The sequence below is a fragment of the Actinospica acidithermotolerans genome, assembly GCF_018139625.1.
GTDB lineage: Bacteria > Actinomycetota > Actinomycetes > Streptomycetales > Catenulisporaceae > Actinospica > Actinospica acidithermotolerans.
In genome coordinates this window covers 1-24,053 of the sequence record NZ_JAGSOH010000061.1, presented here as the reverse complement: position 1 = coordinate 24,053, position 24,053 = coordinate 1, and the positions used below count along the sequence as shown (strand labels likewise).

The following is a 24,053-nucleotide window of genomic DNA, read 5'->3' as shown; positions in this document are numbered from 1 at the left end:
GCGAGCGCCGCGTTCCGGCCCACAACCACGATATATCGCGACTACCTCCCGCGCTACCAGGACGGACCCCGAATTCCCCCTAGGGGTCCCACCTGGGATGATGCCGGCTGCGTGCGCGAGGGGCCGAACGCCGCTTAGCCCGCCAGCTCGTCTGAACGACGATCCGGCGGGCTGGGCAGAGCGGTGTCGCTCGGGCCTACTTCTTCTTGGCCCGGGCGGCGGTCTTCTTGGTCGCGGCCTTCTTGGCCGGACGGGTGGCCGCCACCTTCTTCGCAGGGGCCTTACGCGCCGGGCGGGCGGCCGGAGCGGCCTCCGCCTCGGTGAAGGACCCCTTGCCGTCCGCGAACGCGGCGCGGCACTTCTCCAGCAGCTTACGCAGCTGGGCCTGGTCGGTCTTGGTCAGCTGCCCGGCGAGCAGCCCCTCGACCTCCTCGACCTTCTTGTCCGCGCGAGCCAGCAGGGTCTTGCCGGACCGGGTGATGGTCGTCTCCATCGCCCGCCCCTGGCCGGGCACCGTGCGGCGCTCGATCAGACCCTTCACGGTGAGGTTGCCGAGCACCGTGGTCATCGTCTGGGGGGTCACCAGGCACTGGCGGGCGAGTTCCGCCCCGCTGATGCCCGGAGTCTCAGCGATCACCAGCAGCGCCGAGTACTGCGGAACTGTCAGGCCCATCGGCCGCAGCACCGCGTCCTTAGCTCCGGAGAGCTCTTGCTCGAGGCTCTTGACCACGTGGCCGAGCCGGTCATCCATTGCTGTCATAGCGTCGATCATATCCTGTGTCGCACAAAATGCCCGTTTTTGCGTCGGGCCCTGACGCGTACGGGTGATACACAGCGCCCTGCGAGCGCCACCCGGGTTGTGTGCAACAGCTTGCCACAGGTTCTCGACCACAGGGTGCGGATTGCGGCAACATTCGCCCATGAAGAAATTCGCCATCAAGATCGCGGTCAACGCGGTGGCGCTGTGGGTGGCCTCCCTGGTCCTCAAATCAGGGATCACCTTCGAGCACTCCGGCGCCTCCACCGGCCAGCTGGTCGGAACCATCCTGATCGTCGCGCTCATCTTCGGGCTCGTCAACACGTTCATCCGACCCGTCGTCAAGCTCTTCAGCTTCGGCCTGATCATCCTGACGCTCGGCCTCATCACCTTTGTCATCAATGCTCTGATGCTGTGGCTGACCTCTGCGATCTGCGCCCACTTCGCCGTGCAGTTCCACGTCGAGAACTTCGTCTCCGCGCTGCTCGGATCGCTCGTCATCACGGTCGTCTCGCTGATTCTCAACGCGCTCCTGCCCGACGACGACAAGTGACCAAGCCCACAGGCGTCCGTGCACCGCGCGGGCGCTTCCGGCGCGTCCGCCCGCCCGTGAAGGGCGGTTTCCGTACTACCGTTGCCTGGCAGAATTCGTAGTGCGTGCCCGGCGTCGGCACCTGGCGACGCGACGGCCTGAAGCGAGGGAACAACGGTGAGATCCGCGGATGCGCAGCGGGTGTGTGCGCGTACGAACACTCCGGCCGCGGGCCGGAACCCTGGTCGCCGAGGATGATCGGGGACCAGGTCGGCGAGCTGCTCGGCGCGAAAGTCGCGGGGGTCACGGCGCTCGGCACCGGCTCCGGGGGGACCGGGGCCTACCGGGTCGCGCTGCTGTCCGGCGGGAACGTCTTCGCGAAGGCCTATCCGGGGCAGGCCCCGGGCTTCCTGGCCGCCGAGGCGCGCGGCCTGCGCTGGCTGCGCGAGGCGGACGGGGTGGCGGTGCCCGAGGTGCTCGGGGAGACCGCGGATCTGCTCGTCACCACGTGGATCACGCCGGGGCGCGCCACCCCGGCCGGCGCCGAGGAGTTCGGCCGCCAGCTCGCCACCGTGCACGCGCGCGGGGCGCAGAGCTTCGGCGCGCCCGAGGACGGGTATATCGGGGCCCTGCCGATGAGCAACGCCGAGTCCGACGACTGGCCCTCCTTCTACGCCGAACACCGGGTCCTGCCATACCTGCGCGCCGCGGTGGACAGAAAAGCCCTGGATTTGAGCCAGGCGGCTGACATCGAGCTGGTGTGCGCCCGGATCGGGGAGCTCGCCGGTCCGCCGGAGCTGCCCGCGCGGCTGCACGGGGACCTGTGGGCGGGCAACGTGCAGTGGGACGTGCGGGGACGCGCCTGGCTGATCGACCCGGCCGCGCACGGCGGCCACCGGGAGACCGACCTGGCCATGCTCGCGCTGTTCGCCCCGCCGCAGCTGGAGGCCATCCTCAGCGCGTACGACGAGGTGCACCCGCTGGCGGACGGCTGGCGCGAGCGGGTGGGCCTGCACCAGCTGCACCCGCTGCTGGTGCACGCGGCTCTGTTCGGGGGCTCCTACGGGGCGCAGGCGGTCGCCGCGGCGCGCGAATATCTCTGATTCCGCTCTGAGTCAGCACGCTGCGGAACCGCTTCTACGCGCGGGCAAACGGCAGGACACGATTCGGACGCGACCGGGCAAAAGCTGTGTCATACCCGGTACAGACGAATCTCATCCAGCTATTAGAGTGGCGGTTCGGTGGGGCTCATGAACCGGCCGCCTCGGCCGGGTGGATACAAGGAGCTTGGCCCTATGGAGTACTGCGGTAACTGCGGCGAGCCCGTCGAGGGCCGCTTCTGCCGGATGTGCGGCAGCCCCGTAGGCGGCGTGACTTCATTGGACACGCAGGCGATGGCGGCTGTCTCCGCAGGTCAGGGCGCGGAGTGGACCGAGGCGATGCCGGGCTTTCCGGCAGCGGCGTACGGTGCGCGGCCGACGCAGCTGTTCAACCTCTCCCACGAGGCGCTCACCCAGCCGCCGAGCGAGTTCGACAGCCTCTTCCGCACCCCGGACGGCGCTCCGGGCCTGCACGGCCAGACGCAGGTGCTTCCCCCCGTGGTCGAGACCGACTACCGGATGCAGCCGCCGGGCGGCAACCAGTCGCCGCCGAGCCCCTACGATGACGAGGACGAGCGCAGCGGCAGGCCGGTGGTGCTCGCCACGGTCGGCGCGGTCGTGGTCGCCGCGGCCGTGATCCTCGGACTGCTCTACCTGGGCAACCAGAGCGGCGGCAGCGGCTCGAACACCGCTAGCGGCAGCACGACGGCGCAGTCGGCCTCGGCGGCCGCGACCTCCATGCAGGCCGGCGGCGTGATCACCGTGCCGATGCAGAGCGCGCAGTCGACCTCGGCGGCCGCCTCGACCCCGGCGGCCCCGAGCACGAGTTCGGCCGCCGTCTCGTTCAGCGGCGACAGCCTTCCGCTCGGCCCCGGATCGCAGGGCAGCCTGGTGCGCTGGGTGCAGGAGCGGCTCTCGTCGCTCGGCTACTACCAGGGCGCCGTCACCGGGTCCTTCGACCAGGCGACGGCGCTGGCGGTGCAGCAGTTCCAGGCCGCCTCCGGCGTCACCGGCGACGCGGCGAGCACCGTCGGCGACCACACCAGGCTGGCGCTGGCCGCCGCGGGGCCCACCCCCTCGCTGCGGTACGGCGACCGGGACTCCGACGTGAGCCGGCTGAACCAGTCGCTCGACTACGCGGAGGGCGCGGGCCTGTCCGGCAACCGCTATACGATGACGACGGCCGAGGCCGTGGCGTTCTACCAGCAAGCGGTCGGCCTGCAGGTGACCGGTTCGATGAACTCGGACACCTGGAGCAAGCTGCAGACCGGGACGCTCGCCGGATCCGCCTTCAGCGGAGGCGGATCGCAGGGCAACTGAGCAGCGACGTCAGACGTCGAGCCCGGCGGCGGCGACCAGACGGTCCCGCTCACCCTGGTCGATCGCCGTCCAGCGGGTCGCCCGGATCGCCCCCTCCAGGGCGAGCAGCGTGTGCACGCACTCCTCGGGCGGTGTCTGGTCGGCGATCAGCTGCCAGACCTCGAGTGCACCCTGCCGCTTGAGCTCCTCCAGCGTTTCGACGCCGACCGAGCGAAGCCGGGCCGAGAGGACCGGGCCGATGTTGACGGCGCGGTCTATCGCCAGTCCGTGAATGATGGTTCCCACCGAGATCTCACCCTCCGCCTCAGCCGCGCACGATGCGCGCCCGAAGATCGAATCCGCTGACTGTGCCGGTGCCGGTGGTTCCACCTTCGCCCGGGTCCGCGCGCACGGCCACCCGAATCGCCCTTGCGGGTCACAGTCGGTGCAACTCCCGGCACGCCGGGCTTCTACTTTCATATCGATCGCATGTCGGTACCCCCGGGCGGACCTCCCGTCCATCCCGGGCCGGATACCGTGAACAGTGCAAACCCAGAATGGAGGGGTCATGGACGTCGCCAACATCGGCGTGACGACCGCGACGGCGCCCGCAACACTCGAGGACTCGGTCGCGGCCGTCGAGGCCGAACTGACCCAGGCCCAGATAGACCTGGAGCACAGCCGTGCCCAGCTCGACCACCTCACCCGGCAGCAGCACAGCCAGCTCGGGCCGCTGTACGACAAGCTGGACCAGCTGGACCTGGACATCGCCGGGCTGCGCGCGACGATCACCGGAGATCCGGAGGACCTGCGCCGGCTGCAGCAGCTCTACGGCACGGGCGAGCACGCGGCGGATCCGCTGACCGACCCGCTGCCGCAGCCCGCGCCGCCCGCGATCGACCCCGAGTACGCCAGCTCGCTGCGCTTCACCGAGCCGGAGGGCGCGCCCGAGCAGGAGCAGCCGAGCCCGGCCAAGGTCGCCCAGCGGCTCTACCGCGACCTCGCCCGGCGCGCGCACCCGGACCTGGTGCAGGACCCGGTGGAGAAGGAGCGGCGCAGCGCCTTCATCGCCCGGGTCAACGACGCCTACCGCCGCCAGGACCTCTACGAGCTGCAGCGGCTGGCCGAGGAGTGGGCGGTGCTCAACAACGCCGGCCCGGAGGATCCGACGGTGCGGCAGCTGTGGCTGCGGCAGCGGCTGATCTGGCTCAAGGCGCGGATCGCCGAGGCCCGGGTGGAGCGCGAGACGCTGCTCTCCAGCCCGATCGGGCAGCTGCTGCTCGAGGTCGGCGCGGCCCTGGTGCTCGACGTCCTGAGCTCGCGGCTCTACGAGCAGATCAACGTGAAGGAGCAGGAGCTCAGCCTGCTCAGGCAGCAGCTGCTGATGCCGCGCTAGGAAGCGGCGGACGGCCCGCGGCGGGGAGCGAAGGCGCGGGCAGTCGGCACGGGGAGCAGTCGGCGCGGGGCCGGCTCAGCGGTACTCGGTGGCCAGTCCGGTGGCCACCGCGAGCCCGGTGGATCGATCGAGCAGATAGCCGTTCAGGCTCTCGGTCACCGCATGCGGCTCGATCACCAGGTCGTCGATCCCGGGCCCGAAGCGGGCGGTCAGCCGGGACTCGGACAGCGCCGTGAGATCGGTGTGCGCGACGATGTTGGACCAGTGGCGCACGGACGCCGGCCATTCCCCCTGGTTGCTGCGCGGGGCCGGGTCGAGCAGGTCGAAGACCACCGAGGGGCCGCACAGCGCCGGCCCGAGGGTCACCAGGCTGACGGCCGCCTGGTCGCTCACCGCGCACAGCGCCTCGTACGCGATCAGCCCGCCGAGCGCGTGGCCGATCACGACCTGCGTCTCCGGGCCGATGCACGCCTGGGCGCGGTCGCGCAGCTCGTGCCGGAACTTCCGATCCGTCAGGTAGCGCCGCAGCTCGCGGGCGGTGTCCTCGGGCGGCCGGGGCTGGTGCGCGAAGTGCGCGGTCTCGCCGAGCGCGCGCGGCAGGTCGGCCGGCTCGCCGCGGCCCTGGCCGGTGCGCACGGCCGCTCCCCACCACCCCTCCAGCAGCTGCCGCTCGATCCGCTCGGACTCGGTCGCCGGGGCCGGCGGCTCCGGGAGCGAGCGCAGGTCGGCGAACTCGACCACCTTGATCCGGTCGGCGCCGGGCACCTGGCCGCGTACGGCGCGCAGCGAGGAGAGCAGGGCGGCCGCGATGCGCTGCGGACCCGTCTCGGTATCCGGGTTCGGCACCACGACTATGACCGCCATACGTGGCCCCCCTCGGGGTGTGCTGCTTCGCTGCCCGGGCGCGCCGCCACCGCCCGTCGACGGCGTGGCGGCATACCCTGTTGACTGCGCGTCAGATCATCTTATAGCGCCAGCGTAACCGAAGCACGACCCCTGGTGAGCGCCGGGGAGGCCCCGCGCGGCGAAACGTGCGAGTTGTTACCTAGCGGTTACCGTCGCGGACGGCCGCGAGCCAGTTCCTGGCCGCGGCGAACTCCTCGTCGGTGTTGCCGGGGCGGATCGTCGGGGCCTGCCGGTCGGCACGCGGGTAGGAGCCGAGGAAGCGCAGGTGGGCGCTGTTGCGGCGCAGGCCGAGCAGCGCCTCGCCGACCCGCTCGTCGGCGATGTGGCCCTCGCAGTCGATGCAGAAGTAGTACTTGCCCATCGCCTCGCCGGTGGGCCGGGACTCGATCCGGCACAGGTTGACGCCGCGGCGTGCGAACTCCTCGAGGATCTCCATCAGCTCGCCGGGGTGGTTGTCGCGCAGTCCGACGGTGATCGAGGTCTTATCCAGCCCGCTCGGCTCGGTCGGGGTGCCCGGCCGGGTCACGACGACGAAGCGGGTCTGCGCGCCGACGTTGTCGTGGACGTCGTCGGCGAGCACCTCGAGCCCGTAGCGCGCGGCGGTGAAGGCGCCGGCGAGCGCCGCGTCGAAGACGCCGTCGCGGACCTGCCGCGCGGCCTCCGCGTTGGACGCGGCCGTCTCCCAGCGCACGTCCGGCAGTTCCTGGCCGAGCCAGCGGCGGCACTGCGGCATCGCGACCGGGTGGCTGGCGACGGTCTTCACCGAGTCCAGGTCGGTGCCCGGGCGCACCAGCAGGGCGAAGGAGATCGGCAGCAGCAGTTCGCGCACGATCATCAGCGGCTCGCCGGAGGCCAGTTCGTCGATCGTCGCGGTGACCGCGCCCTCGACAGAGCTCTCGATGGCGGCGACGGCCGCCTCGCACTCGCCGCCGCGCACCGCGTCGAAGGCCGCGGGCACCGAGGGGTAGGCGACACCCTCGATCTGCTCGGCTTCGGGCAGGCTCAGCAACGCGGCCTCGGTGAAGGTGCCAGACGGCCCGAGGTACGCGTAACGGCGGCGTGACGCATGCGACATGATGACTAACCTACCGCGCCCGCCGACGCCGGATGGACCGGTCTCAGGCAAGCGCTCACTCGCGCCACCTCGGCGCTACTCGATCGCGGCGCCGGACAGCACCCGCTCCAGGTCCGCGCGCAACTGCGGAACGGTGATCTGCTCGACCAGCCACTCGATGTGCGCCTTGCCGTCCGAGGTGTATCCGAGCACCTGCAGCCCGTGCGTCACCTGGTAGTCGCCCTCGAAGCTGGTCGGCTTCTCCACGTCGACGCCGACGGTCGAGCCGGAGTCGTGGATGACGTTCCACGACGCGGTCAGACCCTGCGAGCTCGGCAGGTCGTAGCGGTCGAGCCAGGTCTTCATCACGCTCGTCGTGTCCCGCCACGGGTCGGTCGTGATCAGGTCGAAGGTGATCCGCTTCTGATCCGCCGCGGGCAGGCCGCGCCAGGCCGCGCTGACGTCGGCGACCGTGGTCGGGCAGTCGTCGGTGCAGTGCGTGAAGCCGTAGAAGACCAGCGTCAGATCGCCCTTCGCGGGCGCGGTGACGCTCGCGGTCCCGCCGGCGGTGGAGCTGAAAGTCCCGGACGGCAGGCTGTACGCCTTGGTGAGCACAAAGCCGTTGTACGCCGACGTCGGGCCGATCCGGCTCGCCTGCGCCCCAGCCGAGCCGGCGGTGGACGCACTGGAGCCGCAGCCGGCCAGCGCGCCCGCGCCGAGGATGCCGGCGGCGCCGATCAGGAGGGCCTTGCGCAGCTTTTTCACGGCTTCGATGGTGCCACGGGTTCCCCGGCGAGCTCGCACTGGGGCCATTCGAGCGAATTTCTCGCACCGGTTGGGCAGTTTCCGGTCGCATTGATGGCGTAGTGATCCTAGAAGTCGGTAATACCTATCCACGTGTCCTTAAGACGCGGGAGGTAGAGCTCGTGGTGGACGTGAACTGGACCCTGCTGCTGCCGCGCGAGGCGCAGAGCGTGGGCAAGGCGCGGCGCATGCTGAGGGACACCGCCGACCTGGTCGGCATGGATCCCGATATCACCTTCGACCTCGGCGTGGCCCTGACCGAGGCGTGCGCCAACGTGATCGAGCATTCCGGACCCGACGACGGCGTCGGCCCGCGCGCGCCGGAGGGCTACTGGGTGGCCGCCGGCATCAGCGCGGACCGCTGCTGGGTGGACGTGATCGACAACGGCGTCGGCTTCGCCCCGCGCCGGCTCGTCGAGGTCCGCGGTCAGCGGATGAGGCCCGCGGCGGTGCAGAACACCGCGGACATGGCCGAGAGCGGGCGCGGCCTGATGCTGATCGAGGCCCTGTGCGACCGCGTCGACATCCGCAACCACCCGGCCCGCGGCGCGATGATCCACTTCGAGCGGGACCTCAAGCCGCGCGAGTCGCTGGCCGCTTGAGAACGCTCGGCCCCCGGCGCGGTGATCCGCCCCGAACGGGATGAGTGATCTCACGCCGCGCGAGTCGCCGAGTGCCCGAGGGCTGTAAGAATCGGGGTATGGCGGAACGTGGCGTGGGGCCGGGCGGGTTCGATGCGATCGTGCTCGCCGGAGGTCTGGCGCGGCGCCTCGAGGGCGCGGACAAGCCCGCGCTGGAGATCGGCGGGGTGAGCCTGCTGGACCGAGTCGTCGCGGCGTGCGCCGATGCCGGTGAGGTCGTCTGCGTCGGCCCGCGGCGGCCGACCCGCCGCCCCGTGCGCTGGACCCGCGAGGATCCCCCGGGCTCCGGCCCGGTGGCCGCGCTCGCGGCCGCGCTCGATTCCACGGACCGTGCTCCCGCCGCGCACGTCGTCGTGCTCGCCGCCGATCTCCCCTTCCTGACCGCGGACGTCGTGCACAGCCTGTGGACGGCCGCCGCCGGCCGCGACGGCGCCGTGCTGGCGGACCGGGCGGGCAAGGACCAGTGGCTGGCCGCCTGCTACCGCCGCAGCTCCCTGACAGCCGCGCTGGACCGGCTCGCGGGCGAGCGCGGCGGCGGCGCCGGGGCCTCGCTCAAGCGGCTGCTGGCAGGCTTCGATCTCGCCCGCGTGCCCGACGTGGCGGGCGGGGCGTTCGACTGCGACACCTGGGAGGATGTGGCCCATGTTCGAAGACTGGTTGACGGAGGTGGCGGCGACCACCGGCCGCCCCGAGCTGAATCTGAGCACTGACCAGCAGAAGCTGGTGCTGGACCTGGCCCGCGAGGCGGCGCACGGCGTGGCCCGCCCGGCCGCGCCGCTCACGACGTTCCTGGCCGGCTACGCGCTCGGCGCCGAGGGCGGTCTCGACCGCCTCGCCGCCCTCGTGGAGGACCTCGGCGCGGCGGCCCGGGCGCGGGCGCCGAAGGACGAGCAGTAGGCCGGCCCCGCCGCCGGGGGCGCCGGGCCCCGGCCGCCCCGGCACGGCGGCGGGGCTTAGGCTGGAGCGATGAAGGCGATCGAAATCAGTGAGCCGGGCGGCCCCGACGTGCTCACCTGGTCCGAGGTACCGGATCCGCAGGTCAGGGACGGCGAGGTGCTGATCGAGGTGGCCGCTGCGGCGGTCAACCGGGCCGACCTGATGCAGCGGCAGGGCTTCTACGCCCCGCCGGCCGGCGCCAGCGAGATCCCCGGCCTGGAGTGCTCGGGCCGGATCGCGGCGCTCGGCGCCGGCGTCTCCGGCTGGGCCGTGGGCGACGAGGTGTGCGCGCTGCTGACCGGCGGCGGATACGCGCAGAAGGTCGCGGCGCCGGCCGGGCAGCTGCTGCCGGTGCCCAAGGGCGTGGACCTGGTCGAGGCGGCAGGGCTGCCGGAGACCGTGTGCACCGTCTGGTCGAACGTGTTCCTGACCGCGAACCTGCAGCCCGGCGAGACGCTGCTGGTGCACGGCGGCGCGAGCGGCATCGGCACCACGGCGATCCAGCTGGCCAAGTCCGTCGGCGCGAAGGTGCTGGTCACCGTCGGGTCGAAGAAGAAGGCGGAGCGCTGCGTCGAGCTCGGCGCGGACGCGGCGATCGACTACAAGGACGAGGACTTCGTCGAGCGGGTCCGCGAGCTGACCGACGGCCGCGGCGCGGACGTGATCCTGGACAACATCGGCGCGAAGTACCTGGCGCGCAACGTCGACGCGCTCGCCGACAGCGGCCGCCTGGTCATCATCGGCCTGCAGGGCGGCGCCCGCGCCGAGCTGGACCTCGCCCAGCTGATGTACAAGCGCGGAGCGGTGATCGGGACCGCGCTGCGCAGCCGGCCGCTCGCGCAGAAGGCGGCGATCGTGGCCTCGGTGCGCGAGCACGTGTGGCCGCTGGTCGCCTCGGGAGCGTTCCGGGTCGTCGTGGACCGGAGGGTGCCGATGCCGCAGGCAGCCGACGCGCATCGCGCGGTCGAGGCCTCGGAGCACGTCGGCAAGGTCATTCTGGTCGCGCAGTGACCCTCAAGTGGGAAAGGATGGTGCCATGCCCGAACTGAATGCGAACACGCAACCCCCGTCGCCTTATCGGGGCGAGAACGTCATCGTCGTCGGTCCGGACGGGCGGCCGGACGACCAGGAGCTCGAGCACGAGCCGCAGATCGAGGGCGAGGACCCGACCAGCGTCGCCGAGATGGTCGAGCAGCCCGCGAAGGTGATGCGGATCGGCTCGATGATCAAGCAGCTGCTCGAGGAGGTGCGCGCGGCGCCGCTGGACGAGGCGAGCCGGGCCCGGCTCGCCGAGATCCACCGCTCGTCGATCGCCGAGCTGGAGAAGGGCCTCGCGCCCGAGCTGATCAGCGAGCTGGAGCGGCTCTCGCTGCCCTTCGCCGAGGACGAGGTGCCGAGCGAGGCCGAGCTGCGGATCGCGCAGGCGCAGCTGGTGGGCTGGCTCGAGGGCCTGTTCCACGGCATCCAGACCGCGCTGTTCGCGCAGCAGATGGCCGCGCGGGCGCAGCTGGAGCAGATCCGCCGCGCGCTGCCGCCGGGCGTCGGCGACCAGGGGCTCGAGCAGCATTACCCGGGCCAGCCGCCCTCGGCCGGGCAGTACCTGTAGCCGCGGGGAGAAATCGTGCGGGGACGCGACCGTCGTGCACGGTCGCGTCCCCGCTGGGTTTTCACCGAGGTGGGGCGGCTCACGCTCAGGTGAGCACGTGGAGGACCTTGTCGTAGTGGTGGGTCCACCAGACGATCAGCGCCGACTGGTCGGCGAACTGGACGCTGGGCCGCCGGTCGAGCAGCTCGTAGCGCCAGGTGAGCATCCAGAAATCGGTCAGCCGCTCCCACCACAGCCGGTGCAGCGCGGCGGGCAGTTCGGCGACGAGCCAGGGCCGCTCGTCCAGGTACCCGTGCACGTATTCGCGCACCAGTTCCAGGTCGAGGCGGCCGAACTCGACGAATATGATCAGCGCAGAACGGATCAGCTCCTCCAGGCAGGGCGCGAGCTCGAGGCGGTCCCAGTCGACCACCGAGCACAACCCGCGCTCGTCGTACATGATGTTCAGGTCGTGGAAGTCGCCGTGCACCGGGCCGACGGTGAGCGTCACCTCGGGTCCGGGGCGGCGCTCGGCGAGATCGCGCAGCAGTCCCAGCCGTTCGTGGAGTCGGAACTCGGCGAGTTCGTCCACGCCCTCGCGCTCCGACTCGTCGAGTTGCCCGATGGCGTCCAGCAGGCGGTGCGCCGTGCCGGCCGCCTTCGCGACGGAGTCGCAGGGCAGGAACAGCGGTTGCGGGATTGCTCTGTAGAGCCGGTCCAGCGCGGTGTGCAGCCTGCCCAGGGTTGCGCCGAGTTCGCGGCAGTCCTCGGGATCGAGCTGCGATCCGCGCCTGTGGTGGCCTTCCACCCAGGGGTAGAGGGCGAGCAGGTGCTCGCCTTGCTGATGGAGGGTCAGGCCCTCCCCGTCGGCGAGCGGCGCGGAGACCGGCAATCCGGCCGCGTGCAGCTCGCGGGTGACGGTGTGCTGGGTCCGGATCAGGTCCGGCGTCTGGTTGAGGTAGTCCTTCAGGAAGAACTTCCCGGTCGGGGTTTCGATGACATAGGCCCGGTTGAGCAGGCCTTCCGTGAGAGGCCGCATAGCGTTTACTTCAGTGATCGAATACCGCTGAAGCAGCGCGGCCATAGCAGAGGGGCGCGCCATGGGGCTGAGGGTACGCGCCCGCGTACGCCACCGACCCCACTCGCGCGCCCCTGGACCGGACCTGGAACGGACTTTTCGCGGACTTCCTCTTGACCTGATCCATGCGCTGGTCAGAGCCGCTAGGGTCCTTCCCGGGCGGTACTACCTCGCGACCGGCTCCAACACGTCCTTGCCGAGGAACGGCCGGAGTGCTTCCGGCACCCGGACCGAGCCGTCGGCCTGCTGGTGGTTCTCCAGCACGGCCACGATGTTCCTGGTCATCGCGCAGAGCGTGCCGTTGAGCGTGGCCAGGGGGCGCACGCCGTCCGCGTCGCGCAGCCGGACCGAGAGCCGCCGGGCCTGGAACTCGGTGCAGTTGGAGGTCGAGGTCAGCTCGCGGTACTTGCCCTGGGTCGGGATCCAGGCCTCGCAGTCGAACTTGCGCGCCGCCGAGGAGCCGAGGTCGCCGGAGGCCACGTCGATCACCCGGAACGGCAGCTCGAGCGCGGTCAGGAACTCCTTCTCCCAGGCCAGCAGGCGCTGGTGCTCGGCGGCCGCGTCCTCCGGGGCGCAGAAGGAGAACATCTCGACCTTCTCGAACTGGTGCACCCGGATGATGCCGCGGGTGTCCTTGCCGTACGAGCCGGCCTCGCGCCGGTAGCAGGAGGAGTAGCCCGCGTACCGCAGCGGAAGCTTCTCGGCCGGCAGAATCTCGTCCATGTGGTACGCGGCGAGCGGCACCTCGGAGGTGCCCACCAGGTAGAGGTCGTCGTCGGCGAGGTGGTAGACGTTCTCGGCGGCCTGGGCCAGGAAGCCGGTGCCCTGCATGGCCTCGGGCTTCACCAGGGACGGCGTGATCATCGGCGTGAAGCCGTAGCGCACGGCCTGGGCCATCGCCATGTTCGCCAGCGCCAGCTCCAGCAGCGCTCCGACGCCGGTGAGGTAGTACTGCCGGGCGCCGCCGACCTTCGCGCCGCGCTCCAGGTCGATCGCGCCGAGGATCTTGCCGATCTCCACGTGGTCGCGCGGCTCGAAGCCCTCGGCCGCGAAGTCGCGCGGGGTCCCGTGCGTCTCCAGCAGCACGAAGTCGTCCTCGCCGCCCTCGGGAACGCCCGGTTCGAGCAGGTTGGACAGCTGCAGCAGCAGCGCCCTGGCCCGTTCCGCGGCCTCGCTCTGCGCCGCGTCGGCCGCCTTCACCTCGTCGGCCAGCTCCTTGGTCCGCGCGAGCAGCTGCTGCTTCTCCTCGCCGCTCGCCTTGGCCACGAGCTTGCCGAGGCCCTTCTGCTCGGAGCGCAGCTCGTCGAAGCGGGTCGCGGACGATCGACGCAGCTCGTCCGCGGCCAGCACCTGGTCAACCAGGCCGGGGTCTTCGCCGCGGGCGCGCTGGGAGGCGCGGGCACGGTCCGGGTCTTCGCGCAGTACACGGAGGTCGATCACAGGGCAAAACTTACCCGGTAGGGTGGGTAGATCGGTAATGCATTCGAAGGAGCGCCCGAATGTTCAATCGCGGTCCGGCCATTCCGACGGTCGAGGTGGAGCAGCTTCCGGCCGACGGCTACCTGCTCGACGTGCGCGAGGCTGACGAGTGGGAGTGCGGGCACGCGCCGGAGGCGGTGCACCTGCCGATGAGCGAGCTGATGGCCCGGCTCGACGAGGTTCCGGCGGATCGCGAGGTCTACGTGATCTGCAAGGTGGGCGGTCGTTCCGCGCAGGTCGTCGGCTACCTGAACGCGCAGGGCCGGGAGACGGTGAACGTGGCCGGCGGCATGCTCGCCTGGGCCGCCGCGGGCCGGCCGATGATCAACCCGAGCGGCACGGACGCCTTCGTGGCGTGAGTCTCTGACGGGATTCCCGCGCCGGCTACCTGCCGCGCCAGGTCTGCGGCCGCAGGTTCGCCGGAACGCTGCGCAGCCCGAGCGCCAGCGCCACGTCGCGGTACTGCCTGCCCCGGTGCACCTGCGCCGCGAAGTCGGTGCCGGTGACCCGGTGCTGGAAGTCGGCCTCGACCTCGCGCACCCGGACGCCGTTGCGCAGCACGTCGATGGTCAGCCCGGTCTCCGCGCCGAAGCCGTGCGCCAGCGGGAGCGCCGCGTCGAACACCTCCCGGCTCAGGCAGCGCTGCCCGGAAAGCGGTTGGGTGGCCTCGAATCCGACGGCCCGCCGGATGCCGTCCTTCGCCAGCCTCACCACGAAGCCGTGCCCGCCCCCGGCCGAGCGCTGCGGCGGCAGGATCGCGATCGTCATCCCGGCCTCGCCGGACCGAACCGGCTCGATCAGCGGCGCCGCGTTCGCCGCCGTCCGCTCGAGGTCCGCGTCGAGGAAAAGCAGCATTCTGGGACGCTCGGCGCGCTCCCTGGCCTCGATCGCCGCGACCGCCGCGGCGCCGGTCTCCATCGCCGCGCCCTTGCCGCGGTTGCGCCCGTGGCCGACCACGATCGCCCCGTGCTCCCTGGCGATCCGGGCCGTGCGCCCCTCGTCCGCCGAGCCGTCGTCGACCACGACGACGAGGTCCACCCCGGGCAGCGAGCGGGCGCCGTCGACCGTCGCGCCGATCCGCTCCGCCTCGCGGTACGCCGGGATGATTACTGCCGTCTCTGCTGCGTTAGTCATGGTGCGGCAAGTCTAAGGTCATAGTCTTGTCGCGATTCGGTGAACGACGCGCCCAAACGAATGAACCGGGTATCGCTTCACCGTTCGATAGGACTAGCATGCTCCCGACATCGAGTAGCGAACCGCCCATCCCAGGGTGTTGATCCACTCGGCGTCCTCAGACTCACCCCACGGCCGCCGGGAGGGCCACCCTGATGCAGGGCACGAACGACAACCGCACCTCGACCACCTCCCTGCGCCCCGGCCACGTGCGTACCGTCGCGCTCGCCGCGACGATCGTGGGCGTCGTCGTCCTTCCGATCGCGGCCGCCCAGGCGACCCCGTCGCATACCTCGAAGTCGCCGAGCGTCACCGGCACCCCGGCCACCGGCTCGCCGGCGACCGCGACCGCCCTGCTGCCCGAGTACTGCGGCAGCACGCAGACCGGCTTCAGCGGCCAGGTCACCGCCCAGGTCTGCGTCGACGACAACGCCGGCAGCGTCACCGGCACGGTCTTCGTGGACAACTCGAGCGCCAAGCCGCTGACCGTCGCGGTCAACCTCACCCGCGCCGACGGCACGCCGACGGACATGACCTGCACCGTGGTCGCGCACGACGCGAGCGGCTCCTGCACCACCGACGCGCTGACGCTGTCCGCGGGCAAGGGCTCGTTCGACGCGATCGCCGAGGTCGTCCCGGTGAACGCGCCGGTCGCCGACGGCGTGCTGCGCGCGGACTCCGGCTCGGTCACCCCGACCGCTGGCTCCGCCGGAACCTCCTCCGGCAGCTCCGCGACGCCGAGCCCGTCGGCCGGCGACAGCGGCGCGAGTACGACCGGTGCGACCGGGGTCAACTCCAGCGGTACACCGTCCAGCTGAGGCGCACCGATACTTCACCCCAAGGTAGTTACCAAGCAGTAGCTTCTTGCGTACATTGGTCCGGTGAGCACTGTAGGCGACCGGCAGATCCTGAACGCGGCACGCGCCTGCGTGCTCGCGGCGGGCGTGCACGAGACCACCTTCAACGACATCGCCAGGCGCGCCGGCGTGAGCCGGATGACCCTCTACCGGCGCTACAGCGACGTCGGCTCCCTGATCAGCGAGCTGCTCGGGCGTGAGTTCGCCCGCATCCTGCGCGAGCACACGCAGGTCCCCCCGGGCGCTGCGCCGGACCCGCGCCCGGCGCGGCAGCGGCTCGTCGAGACGGTGGTCGCCTGCGTCGAGGCGTTCCAGGAGGACCCGCTGATGACGCAGGTCCTCGACGCCGAGCCGGAGATCCTCACGCCGTACCTGTTCAACAAGTTCGGCTCGACCCAGCAGATCGCCATCGACCTGCTCGCGCACCGGCTCAACGCCGGGCACCAGGACGGCTCGATCCGGCGCGGCTCGGTCGCCGTGCAGGCGCACGCGATCGTGCTGACGGTCCAGTCCTTCATCGTCTCCGCCTCCGCAAGCGGCCCGGTTCCCCGGGACCGCCTGCGGTCGGAGCTCGTGCTGATCCTCGACGGCTACCTGCGTCCCACCTGCGGCGACGAGGACACGCCGGCTAGCGCAGGGTCAACTGGCGGTTGGTGAGTCCGGAGCGGGAGCGGCGCTCCGCGGAGGAGAGCGGCGCGGCCGCGGCCAGCGCGTTGCCGAGCCGGTCGGCGAGCAGCGCGGCGGGCTGCTCCCAGTGCTCGCCCGGCAGGTCCACCGCGAGGTCCCACACCACGATCAGCCGGCCGCAGGCGCGCAGCGAGCCCGCGTACTTGCTGCCCTCGCCGAGCCGCAGCGCGTCGGCCGCGTGCAGCCGGGCCAGCGCGTCGAGCAGCGGGTCCTCGTCCTGCGGCATCACCCAGCGCAGGTGGCAGCGGTCCGTGGAACGGCGCACCCAGTAAGCGGACTCGACCGAGCCGAGCCTGATCGTCGGCTCGATCGCCGCGTTGGCCCGCTCCAGCGAGATCGCCTGGTCCGCCGCGCCCTGGCCGTCAGGCCCGAACCAGTATTCGAAGGTGTCGTGCAGGGTGAGGTCGAGTGCCGCCTTGGGATCGACGAGCTCGGAAAGCGGCGTCGTGTCGGCCGTCGGCTCGTCGTACGCCAGGGTCTCGCCGGGCTCGGCCCGCAGCGCGCGCTCCAGCGAGTGCGCGAGATCGCGGCTCGGGTCGCCCGAACTGTTGAGGGTCTGCGCCGCGACGATCACCTCGCCACTCGTCCGGCGCAGCGCCGGCGCAGCGAGCGGAAGCACGGTGGCGAGCGTCGCCGACGCGCTCTGGTCGCCCAGGAGCGTGAGCGGCGCGGTGGCCGAGGGCACGAACGTGTGCAGCGCGATCAGATCGAGTTCGGCGGTGAAATCCGCGAACGGGCGCGGGTTGAGCGGCACCACGTCGGCCTGGTCACGGCCGTGGCACGCCTTGTAGCGGCGGCCCGAGCCGCAGGGGCACGGTTCGCGGCCGCCGACCACGGGGATGGACTCGCCGTCCGCGAGTTGCCGCGGACGCGTTGCCGAACGCTGCTTCCTGCCCATGTGTCCACCTGGTCCCGAGTCGCCGTGCTGATTGACTCGGCCAAGGATAGTGGGCTTCGCGCGCGGCTCAGGCGTGGTTGGGGAAGCTGGGCAGAAACGGAATGACCTGGGCCGAAGGCCCGCGCGAGCTGTTCGGCCCGGAACCCGGCCGCTCGCCGCCCGACTGCTGCGACTGCGGATGCGCGGGCAGCGCCGTGACGGTGGCGCCGCCGGACTGGCCGGTCCGCGCGCTGTTCCTGGTACGGCCGCGACGGCCGGCGTGCCGGGCGCGGACCGCGAGCTCGGCCCACACCGTGTACTCGTCGCCGCTCTCCTCGCGCTGCGAACCCCAGCGGTCGGCCAGCCGGTCGACGATCTCAAGTCCGCGCCCGGCCTGCGCCGAGACGGACATCGCGTAGGGCTTGGTCACCGGGCGCGTGGTGCCGCCGCCGTCGGTGACCTCGATGCGCAGCACGCCTTCCCCCGAGAGGCTCCAGGACACCCTGATCGTGTCGCTGTTGAGTGCACGCGCGTGGCGTAGCGAGTTGGTGACGAATTCGGACAGTATCAAGACGGCGTCGTCGACCACCGTGCCCAGCACGTCGCGCTCGCTCAGATCCTGAGCGAGCCTCGCCCGCGCCTGGCGGACGCTGACGGACGAGTGCGGCAGGTTGGCCTCGTATGTGGTGGGCGCGACTCTGACCGCGGGCATGATCACCCCCATCGACCCCTCTTCCGTATTCGGATGCTGATGATTTCGCCGGCGGTTCGCAAGACCGCCGAGGCGTTCACAAGGGAATCGATGCCCCCGTCCCCGGAGCCGGAAACGGCGGCGCGGCCCGCGCGGGCGGGGCACGCGGGGCGCACGCTTGACCGCTCGCGCCCCTTTCGCCGGAAATCTTCGTCTGCTAAGCGGGATCGGCGCAGGTGATATGACGAATCATCGGGGTCAGCCTCCGAATGTCCGATCGTCGGCCGAGCGGACACCTCGTCCCGAATAACGGAATCTCGTTATTCGGCTGATACACGGTCGTGACACAGGCCCTACTCGGAGGGTGACTCGGCGAACGCGGACAGTGCCGAACGCATCGCCCGCGGACGGTTGGTGATCACCGCGTCCACCCCGAGCGAGAGGCAGAGCTCGAAATCGTCCGGTTCGTCCACGGTCCACACGTGCACCTCGCAGCCGGCCTTGTGCCAGCGCGCGACCGAGTCCGGCCGGGTCCGCAGGATCTCGATGGACGGCCCGGCGATCCGCACCCCGGCCGGCAGCCCGCCGCCGCGCGCCCGGTAGACGAACGGCTCCATCAGGAACACGGTCCGCACCCCCGGCGCCAGCCGGTTGGCGCGGCGCACCGCGGAGCTGGAGAAGCTCATGATCCGCACCGGCGACTCCTCCCCGGCCTTCCGCGACGCCCACCCGTACTCGTCCAGCACCGACACCAGGCTGCGTTCCACCTGCCCCGCGTACCGGCTCGGATGCTTCACCTCGATCGCCAGCTCGACCCGCCGGTTCTGCGCCGCCACCAGATCCAGCAGGCGGCGCAAGGTCAGCACCCGGCTGGCGTCCCGATCCGGGGCTTCAGTGTCGGTGTCGGCTGCGGCGGGGGCCGGGACCGGGGCTGCGGCCGAGGCCGGGGCTGCGGCCGACACCGAGGCCCCACCGTCGAGAGCACCTTCGACCGCCGGGTTCGCGCCGCTGTCCGTCTCGGTCCCCCTATCCCTCTCCGTCGCCGTGTGCCATGAGCCGAAGTCCAGCTCCTCGAGCCGCGCCAGCTCCAGCGAGGAGACGCGCCCCGACCCGTTCGAGACCCGGTCCACCGAGCGATCGTGCACACAGACCAGATGCCCGTCGGCCGTCAGCCGCACGTCGCACTCGAGCCCGTCCGCATCCGCCGCCAGGGCCGCCACGTACGCGGCGTAGGTGTGCTCCGGAGCCTCGGTCGAGGCGCCGCGGTGCGCGATGATGCGGGGCAGGTGATCCACACCTCCATGCTCTCAAGTCACCCGCCGATAACCGTGCGCGGGAGCGGACCCGGGTGGAAAATGCTTGCGAACTTCAGTCGACAATCTCGAGAGCGGGGATGTTTCATGACCCACGATGCCTCCGGCTGGACCGGCCCCCAGTTCCTGGTCGTCACGACGAACGACGTGCCGGGATACCGGATCGACCAGGTGTTCGGCGAGGTCTTCGGCCTCACGGTGCGCTCGCGCAACGCCTTCAGCCAGATGGGAGCCGGCCTGAAGTCGATGTTCGGCGGCGAGCTCAAGGGCATGACCAAGGCCCTGGTGGACAGCCGCAACGAGGTGATGGGCCGGATGATCGGCGAGGCCCAGTCGCGGGGCGCCAACGCCGTCGTCGCGATGCGCTTCGACACCTCCGAGATGGGCGACGTCTGGACCGAGATCTGCGCCTACGGCACGGCGGTCCGGATCAGCCCGCTGCAGTAACGCTCTCCACGGAGGACGAGCGGCCGGGCGGAAGCGAATCCGCCCGGCCCGTCCGTCGCCTCGTCGCCTCGTCGCCCCCGCACTCGCACCGCACCCGCACCCGCACCCGCGACAACGGCTGCGGCTGCGGCTGCGGCTGCGGCTGCGGCAGTAGCACTAGCAGGAGCACTAGCACTAGCAAGGTAATCCGCACTATTGCCGCGTAACCGGCCCGCCGCATGCGCAATCACCGCCCCATGCCCGATGATTGTCCGGTGGACGACGCGTCACGCAGGGCACTGAGAGACCTGGCACGCCGAGCCGAGTGGCGCGGCAGGGCCGGTGCGGCCGGAGCGGCGCAGGACGCCGACACGCTCCGTCAGTTGGGCGGCGACCTCCGGGCCGCACTCGCCCGCGACGACGAGCAGGACGCCGCAAGCTGGGGCTTCCAGTCGGTCGTCAGCCTCGCCGCGTACTGCCTCAAGGCCCGCGCCGACTGGACCCCGGAGCAGATCGCCGAACTAGCCCGCCTGCGCGAGGACGCGGTGATCGCGCTAGCCCCCGGCCCCGGCGAATCCGACGCACTACCGCAGCGCGACGCCCGCGCATCCCTGGCGAGCCTAGGCTCCAGGCAAGCCCGCCTAGTGGCCTTCGCCATCGGCGGCTGCGCCGTACTCATCGCCCTCGTAGTCCTAGTCCCTCACGTCTTCAGCAACAGCGGCGGCGCCCAACCGGTAGCCGCCGCCTCCACCACCGCAGCCCCCGCCGACACGGCGACAACCCCCGCCTCGTCACCCACCACTTCGTCATCCAACTCAGCAACCCCCACGACAACAGCCGACCCGGCCACCGCCACGTCGTCCCCAAGCGCCACCGCCACAACGGCGCCAAGCACCGCCCGCGTAACCGCGATCCAGCTCACGAACACCGACTACCAAGCCGGCAGCCCGCCCGAGGTCTACCTCACCTACTCCGTCACCGCGACGAGCACCGAAGACGTCTACATCGAAATCACCGTCGACGGCACCGTGCCAACGGAACTGGCGTCCCAAGAGCCGATCGACGAATCCGGCCTGACCACGTACCCGGACCTGACCCAGCGCATCGACCTCAGCGCGTGGTGCGGCAAGACGGTGAAGATCGCCATCTCCTCCGGCTCCGCAGTCCAGACCGCCTCAGTAGCCGTCACGGGTTGCTAGCCCACCGCCGCCTGCGGCTCGGCGGCCTGCGCCTTCATATGATCAAAGCGGAGGGCGGGGGATTCGAAACCAAGGGGCCTGGGCGATGGTCGCCGAGACCGCCGACTCTAAGTCGGCCGGATCTCAGGATGACGCCAACTAAGCATAAGCGAACGTACATGGCTTGATGCGCCGAAATTCTGGGTCGCGCATGGGTCGCGATCAACGGGCAACCATGCGCCAGCATGTCTACACATGAGACAACCACGGCCGGTCCCGGACTCACCGGAACCAGCCGTGGCCTGGTCTTTTTCAAGCTGGGAGCGGAGGGCGTGGGATTCGAACCCACGAACAGGGGTTACCTGTTAGCGGTTTTCAAGACCGCCGCCATCGGCCACTAGGCGAGCCCTCCTGGCTGCGGCAAGTCTCTCACGAGATGCAGGCCGCCGGGCAAACCACTTCCGTTCCGTGACCTCTGCGTCGGCTAACGGGTATCTGCTCACGGCCCCCACCTGACGACCAACGGGTATCTGCGCACAGCCCGAACTGGTGACCCGCTTCGCGCGCTACTTCACCGCGCCTGCGCACAGGACTAGGCCGTTGGTGCTGGGCTGGTCGAGGACGAAGGACTTCTCGGTGCCGGCGACGGTGTCGCACTGGTTCGAGTCGCTGCCCTGGAACTTGGCGAGCACCTGGTAGACGCCGGCGGCTGAGGAGCACTTGACCGGGGCGATCTGGTTGGCGGAGCTGACCGCGACGCAGTCGCCGACGGCGAGGTTGGTCTGCTTGCCGTCGTTTACCCAGTACAGGTAGCCGGCGACGAGCAGCGCCCCGGCCACGATCCCCCACAACACCTTGCGTGACATGGGGGCCAGCGTAACCGGGGCGCGATGCTCGATACCAGCGGGTGCGGGCTTACTCGGAACCTGCCCGGGTGCGGGCTCAGGTACCACCCGCGGCCGGGCTCAGGAACCACCCGCGGGCGGGCTTGGGAACCTGCCCGGGGCGACTAGCGCTCGACCTCGCCCTTGATGAAGCTCTCGACGGCGTCGCGGGCCTCGTCGTCGAAGTACTGGACCGGCGGGGACTTCATGAAGTAGGAGGACGCCGACAGGATCGGGCCGCCGATGCCGCGGTCGAGCGCGATCTTGGCGCAGCGGACGGCGTCGATGATGACGCCTGCGGAGTTCGGGGAGTCCCACACCTCGAGCTTGTACTCCAGGTTCAGCGGGACGTCGCCGAACGCGCGGCCCTCGAGGCGCACGTAGGCCCACTTGCGGTCGTCCAGCCAGGACACGTAGTCCGACGGGCCGATGTGCACGTTGCCCTTGCCGAGGTCGTGCTGCAGCTGCGAGGTCACGGCCTGCGTCTTGGAGATCTTCTTGGACTCCAGGCGCTCGCGCTCGAGCATGTTCATGAAGTCCATGTTGCCGCCGACGTTCAGCTGCATCGTGCGGTCCAGGACGACGCCGCGGTCCTCGAACAGCTTGGCCAGCACGCGGTGCGTGATGGTCGCGCCGACCTGGCTCTTGATGTCGTCGCCGACGATCGGGACGCCCGCCTCGGTGAACTTGTCGGCCCACTCCTTGGTGCCGGCGATGAAGACCGGGAGCGCGTTGACGAACGCGACCTTGGCGTCGATGGCGCACTGGGCGTAGAACTTGGCGGCCTGCTCGGAACCGACCGGGAGGTAGCACACCAGCACGTCGGCCTTGGTGTCCTTCAGCGTCTGCACGACGTCGACGGCGACCTCGGTCGACTCCTCGATGGTCTGCTGGTAGTACTTGCCGAGGCCGTCGAGGGTGTGGCCGCGCTGCACGGTCACGCCGGTCGGGGCGACGTCGGCGATCTTGATGGTGTTGTTCTCGGACGCGTTGATGGCGTGCGCGAGATCCTGGCCGACCTTCTTGGCGTCGACGTCGAACGCGGCGACGAACTCGAGGTCGCGGACGTGGTACTCGCCGAACTGGACGTGCATCAGACCCGGGACCCGGGTGGACGGGTCGGCATCCTTGTAGTACTCGACGCCCTGCACGAGAGACGAGGCGCAGTTACCCACGCCCACGATGGCTACGCGAACCGAACCCATGCGGTGAATGCTCCTTCAAATCAGTCGATCTTCGCGCAGGCGGTCTGCTTCGCGCCCGCGGATCGTCAGGGGACAGGGAATGGATGGATCGGACTACTGGCGCGGTCCAATCGACCGGTCAGGACGCAGGCGGACCCACCTGCTGCTGGTCGTGCTCGGTCTGGATGAGCTCGTTGAGCCATCGCACCTCGCGTTCGACCGATTCCAGACCATGGCGCTGAAGCTCCAGCGTGTATCCGTCGATCCGCTCCCTGGTCTTGGTGACCTGCTGGCGGATCAAATCCAGCCTCTCTTCCAGGCGCGAGCGGCGGCCCTCCAGAATGCGGAGCCGGATGGCCGCGTCGGTGCGCCCGAAGAAGGCGAAGTGCACCCCGAAGTTCTCGTCCTCCCAGGCCGAGGGTCCCGCGTCGGCGAGCAGGCTGCGAAAGCGCGCCTCGCCGGCGGGGGTCAGCTTGTAGACGATCTTCGAGCGGCGATTGGTCTCCGTCCCGCGCGGCTCGACCACCGGCCGGTCCTCGACGATCCAGCCGCAGGCGACCAGACCCTTCAGACAGGGGTAGAGCGTGCCGTACGAGAAGGCACGGAACGATCCCAGCACCAGGTTGAGCCGCTTGCGCAGCTCGTAGCCGTGCATGGGAGCCTCGTGCAGAAGACCGAGTACGGCGAACTCGAGCACCCCGGAGCGCTTCGCCACCGTACCCTCCTTCCGGAAACCTCATCGACGATGTATCGCTTCGATACATCCTCACGATAGATCGGACTGGAGCACGCTGACAAGTCCCCCGTTCCGGCCGGTGCGGATTCTCCGCCATTTCCGGACACTTCCGGGCGTATCTGCGCCAAGAAACGCCAATCCGGGCAGAAGCCGACCCTGAATCCCCTACGCAACGGAAGCCGCGTACCCTGCTGGCAACCGCGAGCCTGCGGATAGCCGTCTTCTGGTGACGGCAAAGGAGTGTCCGAGCGCCGAGGGAGCAGACACGACGATGGGCGGATACCAGTACGGGCGAGGCGACTCATCCGGCGACGATCCACGCTCCTCGGGGCAGGGCGGCGGCGGACGGGGCTACGGCGCGGCCGGCGCAGGCGGCGGCTCGCGCGGCTACGGCCAGCAGCCCCAACAGCCCCAGCAACCCCCGAGCGGCTACGGATCGCCCGGGGGTTATGGCGCGCCCCCGAACCCGCAGCCCGCGCC

At 70.7% G+C, this 24,053-nt stretch carries 28 protein-coding genes, 1 tRNA gene and 1 pseudogene; 15 read left to right on the top strand and 15 right to left on the bottom strand.

From position 1 onward, the window contains the following. Positions 1-196 precede the first annotated feature (196 nt). Positions 197-760, bottom strand: coding sequence for a MarR family winged helix-turn-helix transcriptional regulator (locus KDK95_RS20130; protein ID WP_212519767.1), 564 nt, complete (start codon positions 758-760; stop codon positions 197-199). A gap of 160 nt (positions 761-920) precedes the next feature. On the opposite strand from KDK95_RS20130, the gene KDK95_RS20125 reads away from it, so the two are divergent. From KDK95_RS20125 to KDK95_RS20115, 3 genes are all read left to right on the top strand, one after another. Then, positions 921-1,310 carry a phage holin family protein gene (locus tag KDK95_RS20125; RefSeq protein WP_212519766.1) on the top strand — a complete coding sequence of 130 codons (390 nt, stop codon included), beginning with the start codon at positions 921-923 and terminating at the stop codon, positions 1,308-1,310. Between the two features lie 233 nt (positions 1,311-1,543). Then, complete coding sequence (locus tag KDK95_RS20120) at positions 1,544-2,392, top strand: fructosamine kinase family protein (RefSeq protein WP_212519765.1); 849 nt, start codon at positions 1,544-1,546, stop codon at positions 2,390-2,392. 192 nt (positions 2,393-2,584) lie between these two features. Then, complete coding sequence (locus KDK95_RS20115) at positions 2,585-3,709, top strand: peptidoglycan-binding domain-containing protein (RefSeq protein WP_212519764.1); 1,125 nt, start codon at positions 2,585-2,587, stop codon at positions 3,707-3,709. A gap of 9 nt (positions 3,710-3,718) precedes the next feature. Here the strand turns inward: KDK95_RS20115 and KDK95_RS37775 are convergent, their stop codons facing one another. Continuing rightward, positions 3,719-3,994, bottom strand: a complete 276-nt coding sequence (locus KDK95_RS37775) for a TfoX/Sxy family DNA transformation protein (protein ID WP_212519763.1) — start codon at positions 3,992-3,994, stop codon at positions 3,719-3,721. Positions 3,995-4,256: 262 nt separating this feature from the next. Between KDK95_RS37775 and KDK95_RS20105 the strand changes: the two genes are divergently transcribed. Continuing rightward, positions 4,257-5,084: a J domain-containing protein gene (locus KDK95_RS20105; RefSeq protein WP_212519762.1), complete on the top strand. Its 828-nt coding sequence runs from the start codon at positions 4,257-4,259 to the stop codon at positions 5,082-5,084. A 75-nt stretch (positions 5,085-5,159) separates the two neighbouring features. Here KDK95_RS20105 and KDK95_RS20100 read toward each other — a convergent pair whose 3' ends face one another. From KDK95_RS20100 to KDK95_RS20090, 3 genes are all read right to left on the bottom strand, one after another. Continuing rightward, positions 5,160-5,948 carry a hypothetical protein gene (locus tag KDK95_RS20100; protein ID WP_212519761.1) on the bottom strand — a complete coding sequence of 263 codons (789 nt, stop codon included), beginning with the start codon at positions 5,946-5,948 and terminating at the stop codon, positions 5,160-5,162. Between the two features lie 181 nt (positions 5,949-6,129). Further along, positions 6,130-7,065: a prephenate dehydratase gene (gene pheA / locus KDK95_RS20095; protein ID WP_212519760.1), complete on the bottom strand. Its 936-nt coding sequence runs from the start codon at positions 7,063-7,065 to the stop codon at positions 6,130-6,132. 75 nt (positions 7,066-7,140) lie between these two features. Then, positions 7,141-7,809, bottom strand: coding sequence for an SCO family protein (locus KDK95_RS20090; RefSeq protein ID WP_212519759.1), 669 nt, complete (start codon positions 7,807-7,809; stop codon positions 7,141-7,143). Positions 7,810-7,970: 161 nt separating this feature from the next. Here KDK95_RS20090 and KDK95_RS20085 point away from each other — a divergent pair, with 161 nt between their 5' ends. The 5 genes from KDK95_RS20085 to KDK95_RS20065 all read left to right on the top strand — a co-directional run bounded on the left by KDK95_RS20085 (position 7,971) and on the right by KDK95_RS20065 (position 11,031). Beyond that, positions 7,971-8,450: an ATP-binding protein gene (locus KDK95_RS20085; protein ID WP_212519758.1), complete on the top strand. Its 480-nt coding sequence runs from the start codon at positions 7,971-7,973 to the stop codon at positions 8,448-8,450. Positions 8,451-8,548: 98 nt separating this feature from the next. Further along, positions 8,549-9,199 carry a molybdenum cofactor guanylyltransferase gene (mobA, locus tag KDK95_RS20080; RefSeq protein ID WP_212519757.1) on the top strand — a complete coding sequence of 217 codons (651 nt, stop codon included), beginning with the start codon at positions 8,549-8,551 and terminating at the stop codon, positions 9,197-9,199. After that, a complete protein-coding gene (locus KDK95_RS20075) occupies positions 9,156-9,386 on the top strand; it encodes a DUF6457 domain-containing protein (protein WP_212519756.1) in 231 nt (76 codons plus the stop codon). Before mobA ends, KDK95_RS20075 begins: the two co-directional genes overlap by 44 nt. A gap of 69 nt (positions 9,387-9,455) precedes the next feature. Continuing rightward, positions 9,456-10,436: an NAD(P)H-quinone oxidoreductase gene (locus KDK95_RS20070; protein WP_212519755.1), complete on the top strand. Its 981-nt coding sequence runs from the start codon at positions 9,456-9,458 to the stop codon at positions 10,434-10,436. Positions 10,437-10,461: 25 nt separating this feature from the next. Beyond that, on the top strand, positions 10,462-11,031 hold the full coding sequence (locus tag KDK95_RS20065) for a bacterial proteasome activator family protein (protein WP_282971497.1): 570 nt from the start codon (positions 10,462-10,464) through the stop codon (positions 11,029-11,031). An 85-nt stretch (positions 11,032-11,116) separates the two neighbouring features. Here KDK95_RS20065 and KDK95_RS20060 read toward each other — a convergent pair whose 3' ends face one another. Beyond that, positions 11,117-12,049: a phosphotransferase gene (locus tag KDK95_RS20060; protein WP_212519754.1), complete on the bottom strand. Its 933-nt coding sequence runs from the start codon at positions 12,047-12,049 to the stop codon at positions 11,117-11,119. Positions 12,050-12,253: 204 nt separating this feature from the next. After that, entirely contained in the window at positions 12,254-13,528 is a 1,275-nt protein-coding gene (serS, locus tag KDK95_RS20055; protein ID WP_212519753.1) for a serine--tRNA ligase, read from the bottom strand. Between the two features lie 59 nt (positions 13,529-13,587). Here serS and KDK95_RS20050 point away from each other — a divergent pair, with 59 nt between their 5' ends. Next, positions 13,588-13,926 carry a rhodanese-like domain-containing protein gene (locus KDK95_RS20050; RefSeq protein ID WP_212519752.1) on the top strand — a complete coding sequence of 113 codons (339 nt, stop codon included), beginning with the start codon at positions 13,588-13,590 and terminating at the stop codon, positions 13,924-13,926. A 25-nt stretch (positions 13,927-13,951) separates the two neighbouring features. On the opposite strand, the gene KDK95_RS20045 is transcribed toward KDK95_RS20050, so the two are convergent. Next, positions 13,952-14,701 carry a glycosyltransferase gene (locus KDK95_RS20045; protein WP_212519751.1) on the bottom strand — a complete coding sequence of 250 codons (750 nt, stop codon included), beginning with the start codon at positions 14,699-14,701 and terminating at the stop codon, positions 13,952-13,954. Between the two features lie 194 nt (positions 14,702-14,895). Here KDK95_RS20045 and KDK95_RS20040 point away from each other — a divergent pair, with 194 nt between their 5' ends. Together KDK95_RS20040 and KDK95_RS20035 are read left to right on the top strand one after the other, a co-directional pair. Beyond that, on the top strand, positions 14,896-15,558 hold the full coding sequence (locus KDK95_RS20040; protein ID WP_212519750.1) for a hypothetical protein: 663 nt from the start codon (positions 14,896-14,898) through the stop codon (positions 15,556-15,558). Between the two features lie 63 nt (positions 15,559-15,621). Beyond that, complete coding sequence (locus tag KDK95_RS20035) at positions 15,622-16,254, top strand: TetR/AcrR family transcriptional regulator (protein ID WP_212519749.1); 633 nt, start codon at positions 15,622-15,624, stop codon at positions 16,252-16,254. Here KDK95_RS20035 and KDK95_RS20030 read toward each other — a convergent pair. The 3 genes from KDK95_RS20030 to KDK95_RS20020 form a co-directional block, all read right to left on the bottom strand. Beyond that, positions 16,226-17,182 carry a DUF5926 family protein gene (locus KDK95_RS20030; RefSeq protein WP_212519748.1) on the bottom strand — a complete coding sequence of 319 codons (957 nt, stop codon included), beginning with the start codon at positions 17,180-17,182 and terminating at the stop codon, positions 16,226-16,228. The genes KDK95_RS20035 and KDK95_RS20030 overlap by 29 nt on opposite strands. Positions 17,183-17,249: 67 nt before the next feature. Next, positions 17,250-17,873 (bottom strand): ATP-binding protein, encoded by a 624-nt coding sequence (locus KDK95_RS20025; protein ID WP_212519747.1) that lies wholly within the window; start codon positions 17,871-17,873, stop codon positions 17,250-17,252. A 332-nt stretch (positions 17,874-18,205) separates the two neighbouring features. Next, positions 18,206-19,147, bottom strand: coding sequence for a glycerophosphodiester phosphodiesterase family protein (locus KDK95_RS20020; protein WP_212519746.1), 942 nt, complete (start codon positions 19,145-19,147; stop codon positions 18,206-18,208). Positions 19,148-19,252: 105 nt separating this feature from the next. On the opposite strand from KDK95_RS20020, the gene KDK95_RS20015 reads away from it, so the two are divergent. Both KDK95_RS20015 and KDK95_RS20010 read left to right on the top strand, forming a co-directional pair. After that, positions 19,253-19,612 carry a YbjQ family protein gene (locus tag KDK95_RS20015; RefSeq protein WP_212519745.1) on the top strand — a complete coding sequence of 120 codons (360 nt, stop codon included), beginning with the start codon at positions 19,253-19,255 and terminating at the stop codon, positions 19,610-19,612. Between the two features lie 254 nt (positions 19,613-19,866). Further along, complete coding sequence (locus KDK95_RS20010; RefSeq protein WP_212519744.1) at positions 19,867-20,790, top strand: hypothetical protein; 924 nt, start codon at positions 19,867-19,869, stop codon at positions 20,788-20,790. Positions 20,791-21,093: 303 nt separating this feature from the next. Here KDK95_RS20010 and KDK95_RS20005 read toward each other — a convergent pair. From KDK95_RS20005 to KDK95_RS19990, 4 genes are all read right to left on the bottom strand, one after another. After that, positions 21,094-21,181, bottom strand: a tRNA-Ser gene (locus tag KDK95_RS20005). A 154-nt stretch (positions 21,182-21,335) separates the two neighbouring features. After that, complete coding sequence (locus tag KDK95_RS20000) at positions 21,336-21,635, bottom strand: LppU/SCO3897 family protein (RefSeq protein WP_212519743.1); 300 nt, start codon at positions 21,633-21,635, stop codon at positions 21,336-21,338. Positions 21,636-21,778: 143 nt separating this feature from the next. Beyond that, on the bottom strand, positions 21,779-22,858 hold the full coding sequence (locus tag KDK95_RS19995) for an inositol-3-phosphate synthase (protein WP_212519742.1): 1,080 nt from the start codon (positions 22,856-22,858) through the stop codon (positions 21,779-21,781). Positions 22,859-22,976: 118 nt separating this feature from the next. After that, entirely contained in the window at positions 22,977-23,552 is a 576-nt protein-coding gene (locus KDK95_RS19990) for a PadR family transcriptional regulator (RefSeq protein ID WP_212519741.1), read from the bottom strand. A gap of 292 nt (positions 23,553-23,844) precedes the next feature. Between KDK95_RS19990 and KDK95_RS19985 the strand changes: the two are divergent. Continuing rightward, positions 23,845-24,053, top strand: a pseudogene (locus tag KDK95_RS19985) (hypothetical protein); the annotation flags it as partial.